This is a genomic window from Actinocorallia sp. B10E7, from assembly GCF_039871655.1.
GTDB lineage: Bacteria > Actinomycetota > Actinomycetes > Streptosporangiales > Streptosporangiaceae > Actinocorallia.
In genome coordinates, this window is record NZ_JBDPLZ010000005.1 from 137,393 (window position 1) to 155,651 (window position 18,259).

The following is an 18,259-nucleotide window of genomic DNA, read 5'->3' on the forward strand; positions in this document are numbered from 1 at the left end:
TCCCGCTCGGGAGGGACCCTTCGGCGTCGCAGGGGCGGGCTCAGCGTCTGGGGCCGCCGCGTTTGCCCGCGCTCACGTAGATCGTGATCACGGAGCCCTCGTCCGCCGCGCCGCTCGGTGAGGTCCGCGCGACGGTGCCGGGGTGGGCCTTGGAACGGATGGGCTTGGCGGCGACCCGGACGTCGAACCCGGCGGCCCGCAGGATGTTCATCGCGTGGTCGACCGGTTTGCCGATCACGTTCGGGATGCTCTTGCGCTTCACGTCGCCGAAGTCCCGCGTCGGACGCTGGAACTGCAGGACGGGCTTGCCCTCCAGGGCCTTGGCCATCGTCCGCTGCCACACCGGGCCGGGGATCGTCGCGCCGTAGACGCCCGTCACGGGGTACTGCACGCCGCTGCGGTAGTCCCAGTACGCGGTCGCGGAGGCGAGGTCGGGGGTGTATCCGGCGAACACGGCGCAGGCGTAGTTCTCGCAGGTGCCGGTCTTGGCGGCGGCGGGCCGTCCGATGCCGAGGCCGCGGCCGGTGCCGTTCGTCAGCACCCCCTGCAGGATCATGGTGGCGGCGTCCGCGACCTGCTCGTCGACGACCTGGTCGCACTTGGCCGCGGGGATCTCGACCTTGACGCCCTTGGGGTCGACGACGCTGGTGACGACGTTCGGCTCGCAGTACTTGCCGCGCGCCGCGATGCCCGCGTACGCCGCGGCCAGGTGCACCACGTCGATCGGGTTGACGCCGAGCACCTGGGACGGGATGGGATGCAGCGCCTCCCCGTTGGTGCGCTTCATGCCGAACTTCTCGGCCATCTTGACGGCGTTGCAGACGCCGACCGTCTTCTCCAGCTGCGCGTAGTAGGTGTTGACCGACAGCCAGGTGCCGTTCTTCATGTTGAACGTGCCGGCCTCGGAGTCGCTGGCGTTGCTCAGCGTCCAGCTGCCGCCGCCCAGACGGTCGCCTTCGACGCCCGGGTAGGGGCAGGACTCGTAGCCGCTCACCGTCGTGGTCGCCGGCGAGGTGTAGGACGTCGAGATGGGCAGGCCCTGCTTGAGCGCTTCGAGCAGCGTGAACGTCTTGAAGGTCGAGCCCGCGTCCACGCCGTAGATGCTGCCGCCGTGCGCCGCGTCCGCCGGGAGGTTGATGGTCGTCTCGCCGGGCCCGTTGCCGTACTTCTTGCTGGTGGAGATGGCCAGGATCCTGCCGGTGCCGGGCTGCACGACGGCGTTGACGTTCACCCTCGTGCTCTTGGGCGTCGTCGCGTACTTGACGGCGGAGTCAGCGGCCTTCTGCACCTTCGGGTCGAGCGTCGTGTAGATCTTGTAGCCGCCGCGCAGGAGCTGCTTGCGCGCGGCCTCGAAGCGGCTCTGGCGCTCCTCTTTGGTCTCCGGCTTGTCCTCGCCCATGAAGAAGCCGACCATCTCGTAGTACACGTACGCGCAGAAGTACGGGTACCTGCTGCTCTCGCAGCCGCCCTTCGGCTTGTACTCGTTCAGCGTGAGCTTCGTCGCCTTGGCGCCGTCGGCCTCGGCGGCGGAGATGACGCCCAGCTGCTGCATCCGGTCCAGGACGGTGTTGCGCCGGGCGAGGGCGGCCTCCGCGTCGAGCGTGGGGTCGAACGCGTACGGGTTCTTCGTGATGCCCGCGAGCGTCGCGGCCTCCTCCAGCGTGAGGTCGGCGGCGCTCTTGCTGAAGTACCGCTTGGCGGCGGCCTCGATGCCGTAGGCGCCGGCGCCGAAGTAGGCGATGTTCAGGTAGTCCCGCAGGATCTCGTTCTTCGACATCGTCTGCTCCAGCTGGATGGCCAGGCGGAGCTCGCGGAGCTTGCGGGAGACGGTGGGGGCCGTGGCCTCCTTGTAGTCCTCGTCGGTGGTCGCGTTGTTGGCCAGCATGTTCTTGGCGAGCTGCTGGGTCAGCGTCGAACCGCCCTCGACGGTGCCGCCGGAGGAGGCGTTGCGGCTCAGCGCCCGCAGCGTGCCCTTGAGGTCGAGCGGGCCGTGCTGGTAGAACCGCGCGTCCTCGATCGCGATGATCGCCTTCTGCATGATGGGCGTCACCTTGTCGAGGGTGGTGTTCTCCCGGTACTCGTCGAAGAACGTCGCGATGACCTTGCCGTCCGAGCCGTACACGACGGTCTGTTCGGCGGGGTCGCGTGTGATCTTCACGACGTCCATGTTCATGAAGCCGTCGGCGGTGTCACGCGCGGTGAGGCTCACGCTCCCGACGCCTGGAAGTGCTATCAGCGCCACCAGAACTCCGGCTATGAGACTGGCCGCGAGCAGCCTCAACAGTGTTGAGACGGACTTTTTCCGATCGGGTGAGGAAGACAGCACGGAGCCTAAGGTACCCGCAACCGCAGACATGGCCGCCCGGTGAGGAGTCACTCACCCAGAACCTCCATTACTGAGAAATACCGTTACCGTCCCTCCGCGCTCACTGTACGTACTGGGTGACACGTACACGACGCTTCCCTTGGGCAAGTCGGAAGTGACTGGTGTCGTGGAGACCGCGCCTTTGAGACCGGTCTGTTGGAGAGCCGTCATCGCGGTTCCCAGCGACGTCTTGCGTAGTTCGGGCACCGCTACGAGCGGTCGGTACGTCTGGTGCACCGAGCTGAGAGCAGCGGACCAGATCTCGGCCGGTATCCCGGCACCGTAGACGCCGTAGACGGGATATTTGAAACCACCCCGGTAGTCCCAGTAAGCGACGGCGGAAGACAGGTTGCGTGAGATGCCCGCGAACACCGCGCACGAGAAGTTCTCGCATGTCCCCGTCTTGCCGGCGACGCTCCCGGACGGTTTTCCGACCTGCGCGGCGGTGCCTTTCGGCCCGAAGACGGAGCGCATGATGTCGTATGTGGTGTCCGCCGTCTGACGTGAGACGACCTGCCTGCACTCGTTCTTGGGCAGAGGGAGCTTCTTGCCGTTCGGGTCCGTGACTTCCAGAAGCGCGACCGGCGGACAGTAGGCGCCGTGGTTGGCGATGCCCGCGTACGCCGCGGACAGATGCACCACGTCGATTTCGTTGCTGCCCAGGACCTGTGACGGCACCTCCTGCAACGGCCCGCCGTCAGCGCGTTTCATGCCGAAGCGATGAGCCATCTTCACCGCGCTGCAGATGCCTATCCTGTGCTGCAGCTTCGCGTAGAAGGTGTTCACCGACTTCGCCGTGCCGGTACGCAGGTCGAACTTGCCGGACTCGCTCTCGTGGGAGTTCTTCACATTCCAGGGCGGCAGGAGCCTGCCCTTGCAGTCGCGGTAGCCGCTGATCCGGGTCGAGCCGGGTGCGTGGAAGCTCGTCTTGACCGGAAGGCCCTGCTCCAGCGCCGCCAGGAGAGTGAAGATCTTGAAGGTGGAGCCGGCGGACACGCCGACTCCACCGCCGTGCTCCATGTCCGCCGCGAGGTTCAGCGTCGTGTTCGGCTTCTTGAAGCCGAACCGCTTGGACGTGGCCAGTGTTTTCAGATGGCCCGTGCCGACCTCGACGACGGCTTGGGCGGCGACCTTGGCGGAGTCGGGAGATATGTGGGCGTTGATGGCCCGTTGAACGCCCTGCTGGCCCTTCCAGTCGAGGGTCGTCCGGATCTGGTAGCCGCCCCGCTGGAGCATCGCGTTGGCCTCGCGGAACCTTTTGGGATCCCCCTTGGAGAGGAGCTTGACCACCTCACTGCGTACGTACATGCAGTAGAAGGGCGCCTTGCTGGTGCTGCAGCCACCGCGTATGGGTCGTGGTCTCAGACGCAGAGGCGCGACGGAGAGCTTCTCCCTCTCCTGCTCCGTGATGAGTTTCAACTCGGTCATCCGTGCCAGCACGATGTCGCGCCGTTCCCTGGCGGCCCGCGGATGCAGGATCGGGTCGTACGCGTACGGGTTCTTGGTGATGCCGGCCAGCAGCGCGGACTCGGCCAGCGTCAACCGTGCCGCGGGTTTGCTGAAGTACCGCAGGGACGCCGCCTGGACCCCGTACGCTCCGGCGCCGAAGTAGGCGATGTTCAGGTAGCCCTCGAAGATCTGGTCCTTGGACATCGTCTGTTCGAGGTGGAGCGCGTGCCGTAGTTCGCGGATCTTGCGGAAGACGGTGGGCGCCGTGACGCGTCGCCGCTCCTCTTCCGTGCGCGCGTTGGCCAGCAGCAGGTTCTTGGCGTACTGCTGCGTCAGCGATGAGCCGCCTTCCCGTATCTCGCCCGTGGAGGTGTTGCGCATCAGGGCGCGCATGGTGCCCTTCAGGTCCAGGGCTCCGTGCTCGTAGAAGCGGGCGTCCTCGACCGCGAGGATCGTCTTCCTCATGATGGGCGCCACCTGGTCGAGCCGTACGGGTTCGCGGTACTCGTCGAAGAACGTGGCCATCTCACGGCCGTTCGCGGCGTACATGACGGATCGCACCGACGGGCTCTGCGTGATCTTCTGGATGTCCATGTTCTGGAAGTCCGACGCCATCTTCTTGGCACCCAGCCCCAGCATGGCCAGCCCGGGGAGCAGCAGCGCCGCCAGCAGTCCCCCCGCGGTGGCCCCGGCGGCGGCCATCCGCCCCGCCAGATGCAGCCTGTTCTCCCGCCGATCCCCCGATTCGACCATGGTGATCTAGCTACCCAGCGTAGGCTCACGCCACGCGGAGAACCGAGCACTGTAGCAGTGACTAGTCACCATGGCCGCCATGGCCTCTGTGGGCTATATCGAGAATGGGCCCTCTGGGGACTGTTTAAACTCCCCCGGCTTCCGTAAGTTTCTCCCCACGGCTTTTGTTTGGCGGCCTGACGTCCGCGCCCGTCTGGCCAAGGAGCGCACAACTACACAAGACCCTAGGGGAGTGGGGCCAAGATGTGGATCACTGATTGGACCGCCCGTGCCGCCTGCCGTAACGCGGACCCGGACGCGCTGTTCGTTCAGGGCGCGGCTCAGAATCGCGCCAAACTCATCTGCCGGGGATGCCCGGTGCGGACCGAGTGCCTGGCCGACGCGCTGGACAACAAGATCGAGTTCGGTGTCTGGGGCGGCATGACCGAGCGCGAGCGGCGGGCGCTGCTGCGGCGCAAGCCAGGCGTCACCTCGTGGCGCGAGTTGTTGGAGACGGCCAAGGAAGAATACGAGCGCTCGTCCGACGAGGACGAGTTGGTCGCCAGCTGACCGATCGACATGACCACCCCCGGGTACGGATCCGTACCCGGGGGTGTCGTGTCTGAAATGTCAGGCGGCCGGTTGGCCGGATGTGGCCAGGGCGTCGCCGACCAGACGGAGCCCGTCGAGGTCGTGGACGTCCTCCGCCTGGGCCGGGACGGTGGCCACCGGCACGGTCGGGTTGGCCGAGGCGAAGTGGCCGCGCAGCCTCTCCTGGCGGGCGGCGAGCTGCATGCGCTCGGCGTGCAGCCGCAGCAGCGAGGCGGTGAGCGGGTGGTCGCCGCGCTCGTCGAGCGTCTCGGCGGCGGCCAGGCTGCGGGCGGACGAGAGTCCGTTCGCGCTCGACTGGGCCATCCGGTTGACGACCAGCCCGGCCAGCGGCATGCGCTCGGACTTGAGGCGGTCGACGAAGTACGAGGCCTCGCGCAGAGCGTCCGGCTCCGGCGCGGCGACCACCAGGAACGCCGTACCGGGGGACTTCAGCAGCTCGTACGTCTTCTCCGCGCGCTCGCGGAAGCCGCCGAAGACGGTGTCGAAGGCGGTCACGAACGTCGAGACGTCCTTCAGGAGCTGGCCGCCCAGCACCTTGGTGATCGTGTTGGTGACCATGCTGAAGCCGGCGGAGAACACCTTCATGCCCAGCCTGCCGCCCGCCTTGGCAGGGGCGAGCAGCAGCCTGATGAAGCGCCCGTCGAGGAAGCGGCCCATCCGCTCGGGGGCGTCCAGGAAGTCCAGGGCGTTCCGCGACGGAGGGGTGTCGACGATGATGAGGTCCCAGGCGTTCGAGCGGTGCAGCTGGCCGAGTTTCTCCATCGCCATGTACTCCTGCGTCCCGGCGAAGGACGAGGAGAGCGACTGGTAGAAGGGGTTGGCCAGGATCAGCTTGGCCCGGTCGGGGTCGGAGTGCGCCTCGATGATCTCGTCGAAGGTGCGCTTCATGTCGAGCATCATGGCGTGCAGCTCGCCGTCGCCCCGGACGCCCTCGATCTTGCGCGGGCTGTTGTCCAGTTCGCTCAGGCCCATCGACTGGGCCAGGCGCCGAGCCGGGTCGACCGTCAGGACGACGACGTCACGCCCCCGGTCGGCGGCGCGCAGGCCGAGCGAGGCCGCGGTGGTCGTCTTGCCGACGCCGCCGGCGCCGCAGCACACGATGATCCGGGTGCGCCGGTCGTCGATCAGCGCGTCGATGTCGAGTTTCTTCACGCCGCTCCTTGGTCGCGCAGGGCTTGGGCGAGGTCGTACAGGCCCGCGAGGTCCATGCCGTCGGGCAGGAACGGCAGGTCGTAACGGGGCTCGTGGGTGATGCGTGCCTTCTCCCGCTGCTCCAGCGCGGTGCGCCGGGCGTGCTCGGAGGCCTCCGCGGCGAGCGCGGCGGCGTACTCGGCGGCGTGCTGCTCCAGCCCGGACGCCTTGAGCCCGCGGACGATCTCGTCCTGGTCGAGTTCGCCGCGGGCGGCCGCGGCCAGGTCGTCCGGCGACAGGATGGCGGGGCGCTCCATGTTCACGATGACGCCGCCGACGCTGATGCCGGTCTCCTCCAGGTCGTGGATGCCGTCCAGGGTCTCCTGGACGGGCATCTCCTCCAGCAGCGTCACGAAGTGCACGACCGTCTGCGGGGAGCGGATGACGCTCATGACGAGGTCGCCGTGGTTGCGCACGGGGCCGACCTTGGCCAGGTTCGAGACCTCGTCGCTGACGTTGAGGAACTTGCTGATCCGCCCGGTGGGGGGAGCGTCCATGACGATCGCGTCGTACTTGAACCGGCCGTTCTTCTCGCGGCGGCGTACGGACTCGCTCACCTTGCCGGTGAGGATCACGTCCCGCAGGCCGGGTGCGATGGTCGTGACGAAGTCGATGACGCCCAGCTTGGTCAGGGCCTTGCCGGCGCGCCGGAGGTTGTAGAACATCTCGAGGTACTCGATGAGCGCCTCTTCGGTGTCGATGGCCAGGGCGAAGACCTCGCCGCCGTCGGGTGCGACGGCGACCTTGCGTTCCTCGTAGGGCAGCGGGGGCACGTCGAAGAGCTGAGCGATGCCCTGCCTGCCCTCGACCTCCACGAGCAGCACTTTTCCGCCTTCCGCGGCGAGTGCGAGTGCCAGGGCGGCGGCGACCGTGGTCTTGCCGGTGCCGCCCTTGCCCGTGACAACGTGGAGCCGGACGCCGTCCCAATGGGTATCTTTCGCGCTCACACTTCGAGGTTATCGTTCGCCCCGCAAAGAGATCTCGGCCGCCCATAAGTAATTCCTGACATGACTTTCGCGCCTTAGGCTGGAACCAGGACGAGGCATATCAATGTCTGATATGAGGCAGAGTCCGCCAAGGAGAGGTGCTCGTCATGGAAGCGCTCGTCATCCTGCTCGCAGTCTTCATCTTCCTCCTGCTGATCGCGCTGGCCACGGGCGTCCGGATCGTCCAGGAGTGGGAGCGGGGCATCGTCTTCCGGTTCGGCCAGATCCAGCGGCAGGGCCCCCAGGGGCCGGCGCTCATGCGCTCTCCCGGCCTCACCCTGATCGTCCCGCTGGTCGACCGGCTGCAGAAGGTCAACATGCAGACCGTGGCGATGGGCGTGCCGGGCCAGGACGGCATCACCTCCGACAACGTGTCGGTGCGGGTGGACGCGGTCGTCTACTTCCGGGTGATCGATCCCGGCAAGGCGATCGTGAACGTCCAGAACTACGTGTACGCCGTCTCCCAGGTCGCGCAGACGTCGCTCCGCTCGGTGATCGGCAAGGCCGAGATGCAGGACCTCCTGGCCGAACGGGACAAGATCAACACCGAGCTGCGGGCGATCATCGACGAGATGACCGAGGGTCCGTGGGGCGTGCGGATCGAGCGCGTCGAGATCAAGGACGTGTCGCTGCCCGAGGGCATGAAGCGCTCGATGGCCCGGCAGGCCGAGGCCGAGCGGGAGCGCCGCGCCCGGATCATCACCGCCGACGGCGAGTACCAGTCGTCCAAGCGGCTGGCCGCCGCCGCGCACGAGCTGTCCAAGGACCCGGCCTCGCTCCAGCTGCGCCTGCTGCAGACCGTCACCGACGTGGCGGCGGAGAAGAACAGCACGCTGATCATGCCGCTTCCGGTGGAGCTGCTGCGCTTCTTCGACAAGGCGTCGGGCGCCGCGGAGGAGGCCCCGGCCAGGTCGGCGTCGCAGATCGAGGAGCCCCCGGCGCTGGAGGAGGCGATCGAGAGCCTGCCCGAGGTGCCCGCGGTGGACCCCTCCGCCCCCGTCGTGGACCGCGCCGTCGCGGAGGCGGACCCGGCCGTCCACAGGCCGCGGGACCTCTGAGGCGCGGATCTTCTACGCTTGGCCCATGACCAAGTGGGAGTACGCGACAGCACCTCTGCTGATTCACGCGACCAAGCAGATTCTCGACAACTGGGGCCAGGACGGCTGGGAGCTGGTCCAGGTGATCCCGGGCCCGCAGGGCGGCGACACGCTCGTGGCCTACTTCAAGCGGCCGCTGGCATGAGCGCCGTCGAGGCGCGGCTGAGGGAGCTCGGCCTGGAGCTGCCGGAGGTGGCCAAGCCGGTGGCGGCCTACGTCCCGGCCGTGCGGAGCGGGTCGTACGTCTACACCTCCGGCCAGCTTCCCTTCGTGGAGGGGAAGCTGCCGGAGGCCGGCAAGGTCGGCGACGCGGTGAGTCTGGAGCGGGCGGTCGAGTTGGCGGGGATCTGCGCGCTGAACGCGATCGCGGCCCTGGGCACCCAGGTGGACCTCGACGACGTCGTGCGGATCGTCAAGGTCGTCGGGTTCGTGGCGAGCGCCCCGCACTTCACCGCCCAGCCCGCGGTGGTCAACGGGGCGAGCGAGCTGCTGGGCCGGGTGTTCGGCGAGGCCGGGACGCACGCGCGCAGCGCCGTCGGCGTCTCGGTCCTGCCGCTGGACTCGCCGGTCGAGGTGGAGCTGATCGCCGAGGTCCGGTGAAGCCGGTGAGTCAGTGATTCTTGACTTATCAGGTGCATTACGCACACATTGTCCGGATGAACGGACTCAGACTTCCCGAGGAGTTCCTGGAGCGCATCCAGGATTATGAAGCCGGCCGCAGGCAGCCGCCGGTCCCGAGGCACGCCTCCACCGTGGTGCTGCTGCGGGACCGGGACGGGTGCCTGGAGGTCTTCATGCTCCGCAGGGTCTCCTCCATGGCCTTCGCCCCGGGGGCGTACGTGTTCCCCGGCGGCGGGGTGGACCCCAGGGACTCCGAGTACGACCAGCCCGGCGCCGACTGGGAGGCCTGGGGCGGGGTCTTCGGCGCGGACGCCCGGCTGGCGCGGGAACTGGTCTGCGCCGCCGTCCGGGAGACGTTCGAGGAGGCGCACGTCCTGCTGGCGGGCCCCTCCTCGGACGAGATCGTCGAGGACACCGCGCCGTTCGAGGCCGACCGGCTGGCCCTGCTGGACCGCAGCCAGTCCCTCGCGGGCATGCTGGAGAAGCACGGCCTCGTCCTGCGGGCCGATCTGCTGCGCCCGTGGGGGCACTGGATCACGCCGACCGTCGAGACCAAGCGGTACGACACCCGGTTCTTCGTCGCGGCCCTGCCGGAGGGCCAGCGGGCGCTGGACGTCAGCACCGAGGCCGACACCGTGGTGTGGATCCGGCCACAGGACGCGCTGGCCCAGGTGAAGGCCGGCGAGATGTTCATGCTGCCGCCGACGCTGACGACGCTGAACGACCTCCTGCCGTTCGGCTCGGTCGCCGAGGTCCTCGCCCACGAGCGGAAGTTCACCGTGCACGAACCCACTGCCAAGGTCGTCGACGGTGTTCCGTATCTTGTGCTCCCAGAAGAGGCCGCACACCGGTATGGGGCTTGATGGGTATTTCACTGCGTGAGATGAAGCTGGCGAGGAAGTTCCTCGCCGACCCCGCCGCGTCCCTGGTGATGATGGGCTCGCGCGGCGGGGTGGTGGGCCGGCTGGCCGCCCGCAAGCTCCCTCCGGCGGCGGTCGGGGGGACGGAGCGTGCCACCGCCGTGCGCGCCCCCAATCCGTCTCCGATGACCCTGGAGGGGACGAACACCTGGATCCTCGCCGAGCCGGGCGCGCGCCGGGCCGTCGTGGTGGACCCCGGGCCCAACGACGGGCTGCATCTGCGCAAGGTGCTGGGGATGGTCCGGGAGCGCGGGATGGAGGTCGGCCAGGTCCTGCTGACCCACGGCCACCACGACCACGCCGCGGGGGCCAGGAGGTTCGGACGGCTGGCCAAGGCCCCCGTCCGCGCCCTCGACCCGCGGCACCGCCACGGCGGCGAGGGCCTCACCGAGGGCGATGTCGTCGAGGTCGACGGCCTGGAGATCCGCGTCTGGGGCACCCCGGGGCACACCGACGACTCCCTGTCCTTCTGGCTGCCCGGCGACCAGGCCGTCCTCACCGGCGACACCGTCCTGGGCTACGGCACCACCGTCGTCAGCAGTCTCGGCGACTACCTCGGCTCCCTGGACAGGCTCCGCGAACACTCAGCCGAGAACGGGGTGGGCCACATCCTCCCCGGCCACGGCCCCGTCCTGAAGGACCCGGTCAAGGCCCTCGACACCTACATCGACCACCGCCGCACCCGTCTGAAGCAGGTCCAGGACGCGATGGACGCCGGCGCCTCCACCCCCCGCGAGGTCGTGGAGATCGTCTACGCGGCGGTCGACAGGTCTCTTTGGCCCGCCGCGGAATGGTCGGTGCAGGCGCAGATGGAGTACCTCCGCGGCCGCTCCTGAGGCGTCGAGATCTTGAAAATCCGTGTTCTCCTGCCGGGCGGGTGACGGTTCTGTACCGTGCTAAGGCATGTCTTCGCCTTATATGCACCCTTATCAGGCGACTCCTCCGGTCATGCCTGTCCCGCAGTGCAGATTCTGCGGCTGTGTCCCGGCCGCTCCGGTGACCTTCCGGAGCCATCGGGGGCTGCTCGTCATGATGCAGTTCCTGAGCAGCGAGGGACCCTTCTGCAGGTACTGCGGGCTGGCGGTCTTCCGCGACATGACCGCCAAGTCGCTGCTCCTGGGGTGGTACGGAGCGCTGTCGCTCCTGATCAATCCGCTCACGGTGCTCATCAACCTGGTCCTCAGGTCGAAGGTCGCGAACCTGCCGGACCCCGTGCCGCCGAACGACGGGCGGCCCTACGGCCGGCCGTTCGATCCCGGGCCGCCGCTGATGTCCAGGCCCATCGCGATCATCGGGGCCGCCCTGCCCTTCCTGGTCCTCGCCCTGATGGTGATCGTCAATCTCTGAGCCCCGGGCGGCGGGACCGGCCGTGCGGCCGGGGCCATCGGCGAGGCGGACGTCCAGGAGGCGTCGAGCAGGGAGAAGAAGATGCTCGACGCGGTCCGGACGTCCGTGTTCGCCGACGCGCGGGTCCGGGCGGAAGGGCAGGCTGAAGCGGCCTCGGGGGGATGAAGGGCACGAGGCGGGGGTCGGGACGGACCGGACCAGCGGGCTGAGGGGGCGCTGGCCGGACGTCCGTCGGGGAGTTACTTGGAGCGCTTGCGCAGGCGTTCGATGTCGAGGATGACGACGGCGCGGGCCTCGATGCGCAGCCAGCCCCGGGCCGCGAAGTCGGCCAGCGCCTTGTTGACGGTCTCACGGGAGGCGCCGACGAGCTGGGCGAGCTCCTCCTGGGTGAGGTCGTGGTGGACGTGGAGGCCGTTGTCGCCCGGCTGGCCGAAACGCTCGGCCAGGTCGAGCAGCGCCTTGGCGACGCGGCCGGGGACGTCGGTGAAGACCAGGTCGGCCATCACCTCGTTGGTCTTGCGCAGCCGCTCCGACAGCGCCTGGAGGAGGGCGACGCCACCTCCGGGTGCGCGGTGAGGAACGGGCGCAGATCGTCGTGGCCCAGCCCGGCCAGGCGGCACTCGGTCACGGCGATCGCGCCGGCCGTCCGGGGGCGGGGGTCGAAGAGGGACAGTTCGCCGAACATCTCGCCGGGGCCCAGCACGCTGAGCAGGTTCTCCCGGCCGTCCGGGGCCATCCGGGTCAGCTTGATCTTTCCCTCGAGCACGACGTACAGGCGGTCGCCCGTGTCGCCCTCGTGGAACAGGCTCTGGCCGCGGGCCAGACGCACCTCGCTGACATGGGCGCGCAGCGCCTTGGTGGCCTGGTCGTCGAGTGCCTCGAAGAGCGGGGCCTTGTTGAGTACTTCTATGTCGCGGTCCGACACGCCTTTTCTCCTCCCGAACACTTATATGCCCAGTGTGACGCACCTCGCACCGAGCTGGTGAACGTGGGGTCCTGGCGCGCCGGGCCTGACTTTACCGATGAGCCGGCGCGCTTCGACGCCAGCATCCCGCAAATCAGTTTACTAAGGAGTAACTTCAGTACACATCGCGTACGTATCGGTTGTCGGAGCTCATTTTCTTGACAAACTGGGCAGCCGCCTCCGGGGAGAGTCCCCCGTGGAGGGCCGCGATCTCGATCAGGGCCCGCTCGACGTCCTTGGCCATGCGGGCCGCGTCCCCGCAGACATAGAAGTGCGCGCCTTCCCGAAGCCAGTCCCACAGGCGGGCGCCGTGCTCGCGCATCCGGTCCTGGACGTAGACCTTGGCCCTCTGGTCGCGGGAGAAGGCGAGGTCCAGCCGGGTGAGGAAGCCGTCACCGCGGAGTGACTCCAGTTTCTCCCGGTAGTAGAAGTCGGTGGCCTCGCGCTGCTCGCCGAAGAAGAGCCAGTTGCGCCCCCTGGCGCCCCGGGCGAGACGTTCGTCCAGGAAGCCGAGGAAAGGGGCGACCCCGGTGCCGGGCCCCACCATGATCATCGGCGTGGACGGGTCCGCGGGCGGCCGGAAGCGCGGGGAACGCTGGACGGAGACCGAGACGGGGGTGTCCGGGCCGGAGTCGGCGAGGAAAGTGGAGGCCACGCCCTTGCGGATCCTGCCGTGCGGGTTCTCGAACCGGACGACCGAGACGGTCAGGCGGAGCTCGTCCGGGTTCGTCAGGGGGCTGGAGGAGATCGAATAGCTGCGGGGGCTGAGCCGCTTCAGCACCGAGAGCCACTCCTCGGGGGCGGCCTCGACGGGGAACTCCGCCACCACGTCCACGGCCTGGCGTCCCCAGCTCCACTGGGCGAGTTCGTTCTCGTTGCCGGGACGCAGCAGTTTGCGCAGCGTCCGATCGTCCGTACGGTCGGCCAGGAAGCGCAGCAGGGCGGGGGTGATGCGGGTGAGGTCGTACTCCGACAGGTCGACGCCGGGTTCCATGCGGGTGAGCTTCAGCCACTCCTCCACCACGTCCGAGCAGTTCCGGGGGCGGATGCTCAGGGCGTCACCGACCTCGTAGACGAGGCCCGTTCCGGTGAGGTCGAAGGTGAATTCGCGGACCTCTTTGGACGCGCCCGGCAGGCTGAGCAGGCGGTTGCCCTTGAGGAGTGCCGTAACGGGGGCGTTCCTCGGTTTGGACGGGCTTTTGGGGGCGGACGTCACGGACGGTTTGGGAGCCTCGCCTGTCAGGGCTCGGACGACTTCTTCCAGCCACTGCCGGGCCGGGGGCTCGTAGTCGGGTTCGCAGTCGATGCGAGGGGCGAGGCGGACGGCGCCGAGTTCGTCCAGGCGGGCGTCCAAGCGGCGTCCGTGGCCGCAGAAGTCGTCGTAGTTGGAGTCTCCGAGGGCCAGGACGGAGTAGCGGACGCCGTCCAGACGGGGCGCGTCGGGGGAGGCCAAGGACTCCCAGAAGCCGGTGCCGTTGTCGGGGGCGTCGCCGTCTCCGAACGTACTGGTGATCACCAGGACCTCAGACGCCTCTCGCAGGGCCTGGGGGGACGTCTCGTCCATGCTGATCAGCACCGCCTGCCTGCTCGTCTCTGCGAGTCTCTGAGCGGCCGTGACGGCGAACTCCTCGGCGTTGCCCGTTTGGGAGGCCCACAGGATGAGGGTTCCGGGCTCGGCGGAGACGGACGGGGCGGTCTCGGGCCGCGTCCGCGAGTAGATCCCGGCGAGCATCCCGTTGATCCACAGGGTGTGGTCGGGGGAGAAGGGGGCGTCCGGAGGGAGGGCGGGCAGCTCGCCGGGCGCGGGAGGAGCCGCTTTCAGACCGGCCAGGAAGCCGCCCAGGTAGCGCCGTTCCCGCTCGCTCAGCACCGGCGGGGCCGGATCGGCGAGATCGAGGACGTCGGGCGCGGCCGGGACCGCGACCTTGGTGAGGGACACCGCGCAGACCTTCAGCTCGGGCTGGAAGGAGAGCGGGTCCACGGCGTCGCTGGTGACGGCGTTGATGCTCAGGTATTCGCCGAACAGATCGTTCCAGTGGAAGGGCGCGAAACACGAGCCCGGAAGCACGCGGTCGGAGACCACGGCGGGCAGCACGGCGCGGCCTCTACGGGAGCCGATCTCCACCTGGTCGCCCTCGGAGACGCCCAGCGCGGAGGCGTCCGCGGGGTTGATCTCCACGAACGGGCCGGGGTTGAGCTTGTTGAGCTTGTCGACCTTGCCCGTCTTGGTGAGCGTGTGCCACTGGTGCTGGAGACGGCCGGTGTTGAGGACGAACGGATAGTCGTCGTCCGGGAGTTCCGCGGGGTCGACGTGCGGACGGGGGAAGAAGACGGCCTTGCCGCTCGGAGTGGCGAAGCGCAGGCCGTCTCCGTCCAGGTAGCGGATGGGGTTGCGGTCGTCGCCGTCCGCGGAGGGGGCGGGCCACTGGACGGACGTCCGCTTGAGGCGCTCGTACGTGACGCCGCGCAGATCCCAGCCGGTGTCGGGGTTGTGGAAGAGCTTGATCTCCTCGAAGACCTCCTCGGCGCTCTCGTAGGAGAAGGCGTCCGCGTAGCCCATCTCGCAGGCGACCCGGGCGATGATCTGCCAGTCGGGGAGGGCCTGGCCGGGCGGATCGACGGCCTTGCGGGCCAGCGTCAGGTTCCGCTCGGAATTGATCATCACGCCGTCGCCCTCCGTCCACAGGGCCGCGGGCAGGACGAGGTCGGCGTAGGCGTTGGTCTCGGTGTCGGTGAAGGCGTCCTGGACGACGACGAAATCGGCGGTCTCCAGCCCCTCGATGACCGTCCTGCGGTTGGCGACCGAGGCGACCGGGTTGGTGCAGATGATCCAGCAGGCCCTGACCGTGCCGTCGGCGAGCCGCTCGAACATCTCGATCGTGCCCTTGCCGACGTCCGTGCGGAGGGTGCCTTCGGGCAGGCCCCACACGTTCTCGGTGAAGCGGCGGTCGGCCTCGGACAGGACGCTGCGCTGGCCGGGCAGACCGGGGCCCATGTAGCCCATCTCGCGGCCGCCCATGGCGTTGGGCTGGCCGGTGAGGGAGAACGGGCCGCTGCCGGGACGGCAGATCGCGCCGGTGGCCAGGTGCAGGTCGATCAGGGCGTTGGTGTTCCAGGTGCCGTGGGTGGACTGGTTGAGTCCCATCGTCCAGCAGGACATCCATTCGCCGGCCTCGCCGATGAGCCGGGCCGCCTCGCGGAGGTCGGTCTCGGGGATGCCGGTCAGCGCGGAGACCGTCTCGGGGGGATAGTCCGCCAGGAACTCCGGCATCGCCTCCCAGCCCTCGGTGTGCGCGGCGATGAACTCCTCGTCGATCCAGCGGTTTTCCACGAGCAGGTGGAGGAGGCCGTTCAGCAGGGCGAGGTCCGTGCCGGGCTTGACCTGCAGGAACAGGTCGGCCTTGGCCGCGGTGGCGGTGCGGCGGGGGTCGACGACGATCAGTTTCGCGCCCGCCTTGACCCGCTCCATCATGCGCAGGAAGAGGATCGGATGGCAGTCGGCCATGTTCGAACCGATGACCAGGAAGACGTCGGCGTGCTCGAAGTCCTGGTAGGAACCGGGAGGGCCGTCCGAACCCAGCGAGAGCTTGTAGCCGGTGCCCGCGCCGGCCATGCACAGCCGCGAGTTCGACTCGATCCGGCTGGTGCGGACGAAGCCCTTGGCCAGCTTGTTGACCAGGTACTGGGCCTCCAGCGACATCTGACCCGAGACGTAGAAGGCCAGCGCGTCCGGGCCGTGCTCGTCCACGATCGCGCTCAGCCGCCGGGCGGTCTCGGTGATCGCGGCGTCGGCGTCCAGCCGCGCGGGGCCGCCGTCGGTGTGGCGCAGGGCGGTGGTCAGCCTGCCGGGGGCGGCGAGCATCTCGGCGGTGGTCGCGCCCTTGGTGCACAGCCTGCCGGAGTTCGCCGGGTGCGTCTTGTCCCCCGAGGCCCTGACGACCTTGCCGCCCTGGACTTCGAGCACCATCCCGCAGCCGACCCCGCAGTACGCGCAGACCGTCTTCACGCTGGTAGAAGTCACGTCTAGCAAGGTAGGAACGTCTCGTTACCGTCATGTGACATCGGTCGGTAACGAGACGTTACGACTGTCACACAACGGCTTCCGCGGTTCGGTGAGGTCAGGCGGGATAGATGTGGGTCTCGGTGGCCTTCACCGAAGCCCAGACCTCCGTGCCGGGGCCGAGGGCCAGTTCCGCGACGGCCGCCGGGGTGATGTCGGCCATGGCCCGGACCGGCCCGCCCAGCCGCACCCGGACGCGGTCGCCCTGCTGCTCGACGCTCTCGACGACGGAACGCCACAGGTTCCGGGGGCTGCCGTCCGGACGCGTCCGGTAGAGCGCCACGGCCGCCGGGGAGAAGGAGACGAACACCGGGCCCTCGACGCTCTCGGCCACGCTCAGCTCCAGGCCGTCCAGTGCCACCCGGTCGCCGTGCCCGGCGCCCCGGTAGAGGTTCAGGCCGACCAGGCGGGCAACGTAGTCGGTCCTGGGCCGCCGGGCGACCTCGGCGGGGGCGCCCTCCTGGACGATCCGCCCGTCCTCGATCACGATCAGCCGGTCGCAGAGCACCATCGCGTCCAGCGGATCATGGGTGACCAGCACCGCAGTCCCCGGGAAGTCCGCCAGGTGCCGGCGCAGCCCGGACCTGACCTCCAGACGGGTCCGGGCGTCCAGCGCCGCCAGGGGCTCGTCCAGCAGCAGCATCTCCGGCTCCCCGACCAGAGCCCGCGCCAGCGCGACCCGCTGGGCCTGCCCTCCCGACAGTTCCCTCGGCCTCGCCCGCGCGAACCCGGCCAGCCCCACCCTCTCCAGCCACTCCGCGGCGGCCTTCCGGGCCTCCCCGGCGGACCGGCCCCGGCTCCGGGGCCCGAAGGCCACGTTCTCCAGCACTGACAGATGCGGGAACAGGAGGTAGTCCTGAAAGACCATCCCCACCGGCCGCTCCTCGGCCGGCCGCTCTTCCAGCCGCCTCCCGTCCAGCTCGATCCATCCCTCGTCCAGCCGGACCAGCCCCGCGAGCGCCCGCAGCGCCGTCGTCTTCCCCGCCCCGTTGGGTCCCAGCAGCGCGACCACCTCCCCCGCGCCAACCTCGAACTCCACGTCCAGCCGGAACCCGTCCCGCCGCACCCCCAGCCGCGCCGCCAGACCCACGCCGCTCACTCCCTTCTCGCCGGATCTCTCCGCCCGCCGGCCCATGGTCAGGGGATCCAGCGGTCTCGGAGGGCGGCCAGGACGGCGAGGGAGACGGCGAGGAGGACGAGGCTCAGGACCAGGGCGGCGTCCGGGTCGGTCTCCAAGGCCAGGTAGACGGCCAGGGGCATGGTCTGGGTACGGCCGGGGAAGTTGCCGGCGAAGGTGATGGTGGCGCCGAACTCGCCCAGGGCGCGGGCCCAGCACAGGACGGCGCCGGCCAGGACGCCGGGGGCGATGAGGGGGAGGGTGACGCGGCGGAAGACCGTCCACCGGGAGGCGCCGAGGGTGGCGGCGGCCTCCTCGTAGCGGGGGTCGGAGGCGCGGAGGGCGCCCTCGACGCTGATCACCAGGAAGGGTAGGGCCACGAAGATCTGGGCGAGGACGACGCCGGCCGTGGTGAACGGGAAGGTGAGGCCGAACCAGGTGTCCAGATGGCGGCCGATCAGGCCGTTGCGGCCCAGGACCAGCAGCAGGGCGACACCGCCCACGACCGGGGGGAGCACCAGCGGGACGGTGATCAGGGCGCGGACGAGGCGGCGGCCCCGGAACTCGACGCGGGCCAGGACCCAGGCGAGCGGCACGCCGAGGAGCAGGCAGACGGCCGTGGCGGCGGTGGCGGTCCCCAGGGAGAGCCGCAGGGCTTGGAGGACCTGCGGTTCGGCCAGGCGGGCGGGAAGGGTCGACCAGGGCGCGCGGACGAGCAGGCCGGCCAGCGGCAGGACGAGGAAGGCGAATCCCGCCGCGGCGGGCAGCGCCAGCATCCAGGGGACGCGCTTTCGCATG

The 18,259-nt window shown here is 69.3% G+C and carries 14 protein-coding genes and 1 pseudogene; 7 read left to right on the plus strand and 8 right to left on the minus strand.

The annotated features are described in order from the left end of the window. Positions 1–40: 40 nt before the first annotated feature. Positions 41–2,209: a penicillin-binding protein gene (locus ABGB12_RS18410; RefSeq protein WP_347679457.1), complete on the minus strand. Its 2,169-nt coding sequence runs from the start codon at positions 2,207–2,209 to the stop codon at positions 41–43. 168 nt (positions 2,210–2,377) lie between these two features. Further along, positions 2,378–4,567, minus strand: coding sequence for a transglycosylase domain-containing protein (locus ABGB12_RS18415; protein WP_347679459.1), 2,190 nt, complete (start codon positions 4,565–4,567; stop codon positions 2,378–2,380). Between the two features lie 243 nt (positions 4,568–4,810). Between ABGB12_RS18415 and ABGB12_RS18420 the strand changes: the two genes are divergently transcribed. Next, on the plus strand, positions 4,811–5,116 hold the full coding sequence (locus ABGB12_RS18420; RefSeq protein ID WP_106396898.1) for a WhiB family transcriptional regulator: 306 nt from the start codon (positions 4,811–4,813) through the stop codon (positions 5,114–5,116). Between the two features lie 60 nt (positions 5,117–5,176). On the opposite strand, the gene ABGB12_RS18425 is transcribed toward ABGB12_RS18420, so the two are convergent. Together ABGB12_RS18425 and ABGB12_RS18430 are read right to left on the minus strand one after the other, a co-directional pair. After that, positions 5,177–6,310 (minus strand): ArsA family ATPase, encoded by a 1,134-nt coding sequence (locus ABGB12_RS18425; RefSeq protein WP_347679461.1) that lies wholly within the window; start codon positions 6,308–6,310, stop codon positions 5,177–5,179. Further along, positions 6,307–7,296, minus strand: a complete 990-nt coding sequence (locus ABGB12_RS18430) for an ArsA-related P-loop ATPase (RefSeq protein WP_347679463.1) — start codon at positions 7,294–7,296, stop codon at positions 6,307–6,309. Before ABGB12_RS18430 ends, ABGB12_RS18425 begins: the two co-directional genes overlap by 4 nt. A 146-nt stretch (positions 7,297–7,442) precedes the next feature. Here ABGB12_RS18430 and ABGB12_RS18435 point away from each other — a divergent pair, with 146 nt between their 5' ends. The 6 genes from ABGB12_RS18435 to ABGB12_RS18460 all read left to right on the plus strand — a co-directional run bounded on the left by ABGB12_RS18435 (position 7,443) and on the right by ABGB12_RS18460 (position 11,320). Then, positions 7,443–8,393: an SPFH domain-containing protein gene (locus ABGB12_RS18435; RefSeq protein WP_347679465.1), complete on the plus strand. Its 951-nt coding sequence runs from the start codon at positions 7,443–7,445 to the stop codon at positions 8,391–8,393. A gap of 25 nt (positions 8,394–8,418) precedes the next feature. Beyond that, entirely contained in the window at positions 8,419–8,577 is a 159-nt protein-coding gene (locus ABGB12_RS18440) for a DUF4177 domain-containing protein (protein ID WP_344448460.1), read from the plus strand. Beyond that, entirely contained in the window at positions 8,574–9,032 is a 459-nt protein-coding gene (locus ABGB12_RS18445) for a RidA family protein (protein ID WP_347679467.1), read from the plus strand. The genes ABGB12_RS18440 and ABGB12_RS18445 overlap by 4 nt, the downstream gene beginning before the upstream one ends. A gap of 56 nt (positions 9,033–9,088) precedes the next feature. Beyond that, entirely contained in the window at positions 9,089–9,916 is an 828-nt protein-coding gene (locus ABGB12_RS18450) for an NUDIX hydrolase (protein ID WP_347679469.1), read from the plus strand. A gap of 20 nt (positions 9,917–9,936) precedes the next feature. Next, positions 9,937–10,809 carry an MBL fold metallo-hydrolase gene (locus ABGB12_RS18455; RefSeq protein WP_347679471.1) on the plus strand — a complete coding sequence of 291 codons (873 nt, stop codon included), beginning with the start codon at positions 9,937–9,939 and terminating at the stop codon, positions 10,807–10,809. A 193-nt stretch (positions 10,810–11,002) separates the two neighbouring features. Further along, on the plus strand, positions 11,003–11,320 hold the full coding sequence (locus tag ABGB12_RS18460; protein WP_347679473.1) for a hypothetical protein: 318 nt from the start codon (positions 11,003–11,005) through the stop codon (positions 11,318–11,320). 239 nt (positions 11,321–11,559) lie between these two features. Here the strand turns inward: ABGB12_RS18460 and ABGB12_RS18465 are convergent. The 4 genes and pseudogenes from ABGB12_RS18465 to modB all read right to left on the minus strand — a co-directional run bounded on the left by ABGB12_RS18465 (position 11,560) and on the right by modB (position 18,258). Next, a pseudogene (locus ABGB12_RS18465) lies at positions 11,560–12,245 on the minus strand (Crp/Fnr family transcriptional regulator). Positions 12,246–12,399: 154 nt separating this feature from the next. Then, complete coding sequence (locus tag ABGB12_RS18470; RefSeq protein ID WP_347679475.1) at positions 12,400–16,305, minus strand: bifunctional nitrate reductase/sulfite reductase flavoprotein subunit alpha; 3,906 nt, start codon at positions 16,303–16,305, stop codon at positions 12,400–12,402. 97 nt (positions 16,306–16,402) lie between these two features. Further along, positions 16,403–17,434 carry an ABC transporter ATP-binding protein gene (locus ABGB12_RS18475; RefSeq protein ID WP_347680643.1) on the minus strand — a complete coding sequence of 344 codons (1,032 nt, stop codon included), beginning with the start codon at positions 17,432–17,434 and terminating at the stop codon, positions 16,403–16,405. Positions 17,435–17,481: 47 nt separating this feature from the next. Continuing rightward, positions 17,482–18,258: a molybdate ABC transporter permease subunit gene (gene modB, locus ABGB12_RS18480; RefSeq protein ID WP_347679477.1), complete on the minus strand. Its 777-nt coding sequence runs from the start codon at positions 18,256–18,258 to the stop codon at positions 17,482–17,484. Between the last annotated feature and the right edge of the window lies 1 nt (position 18,259).

Excerpts from the sequence above, each read along its gene's own strand:
- ABGB12_RS18445 (WP_347679467.1), top strand. The coding sequence starts at position 8,574 with ATGAGCGCCGTCGAGGCGCGGCTGAGGGAGCTCGGCCTGGAGCTGCCG.
- ABGB12_RS18435 (WP_347679465.1), top strand. The coding sequence starts at position 7,443 with ATGGAAGCGCTCGTCATCCTGCTCGCAGTCTTCATCTTCCTCCTGCTG.
- ABGB12_RS18450 (WP_347679469.1), top strand. The coding sequence starts at position 9,089 with ATGAACGGACTCAGACTTCCCGAGGAGTTCCTGGAGCGCATCCAGGAT.
- ABGB12_RS18440 (WP_344448460.1), top strand. The coding sequence starts at position 8,419 with ATGACCAAGTGGGAGTACGCGACAGCACCTCTGCTGATTCACGCGACC.
- ABGB12_RS18455 (WP_347679471.1), top strand. The coding sequence starts at position 9,937 with ATGAAGCTGGCGAGGAAGTTCCTCGCCGACCCCGCCGCGTCCCTGGTG.
- ABGB12_RS18420 (WP_106396898.1), top strand. The coding sequence starts at position 4,811 with ATGTGGATCACTGATTGGACCGCCCGTGCCGCCTGCCGTAACGCGGAC.
- ABGB12_RS18460 (WP_347679473.1), top strand. The coding sequence starts at position 11,003 with ATGATGCAGTTCCTGAGCAGCGAGGGACCCTTCTGCAGGTACTGCGGG.
- modB (WP_347679477.1), bottom strand. The coding sequence starts at position 18,258 with ATGCGAAAGCGCGTCCCCTGGATGCTGGCGCTGCCCGCCGCGGCGGGA.
- ABGB12_RS18415 (WP_347679459.1), bottom strand. The coding sequence starts at position 4,567 with ATGGTCGAATCGGGGGATCGGCGGGAGAACAGGCTGCATCTGGCGGGG.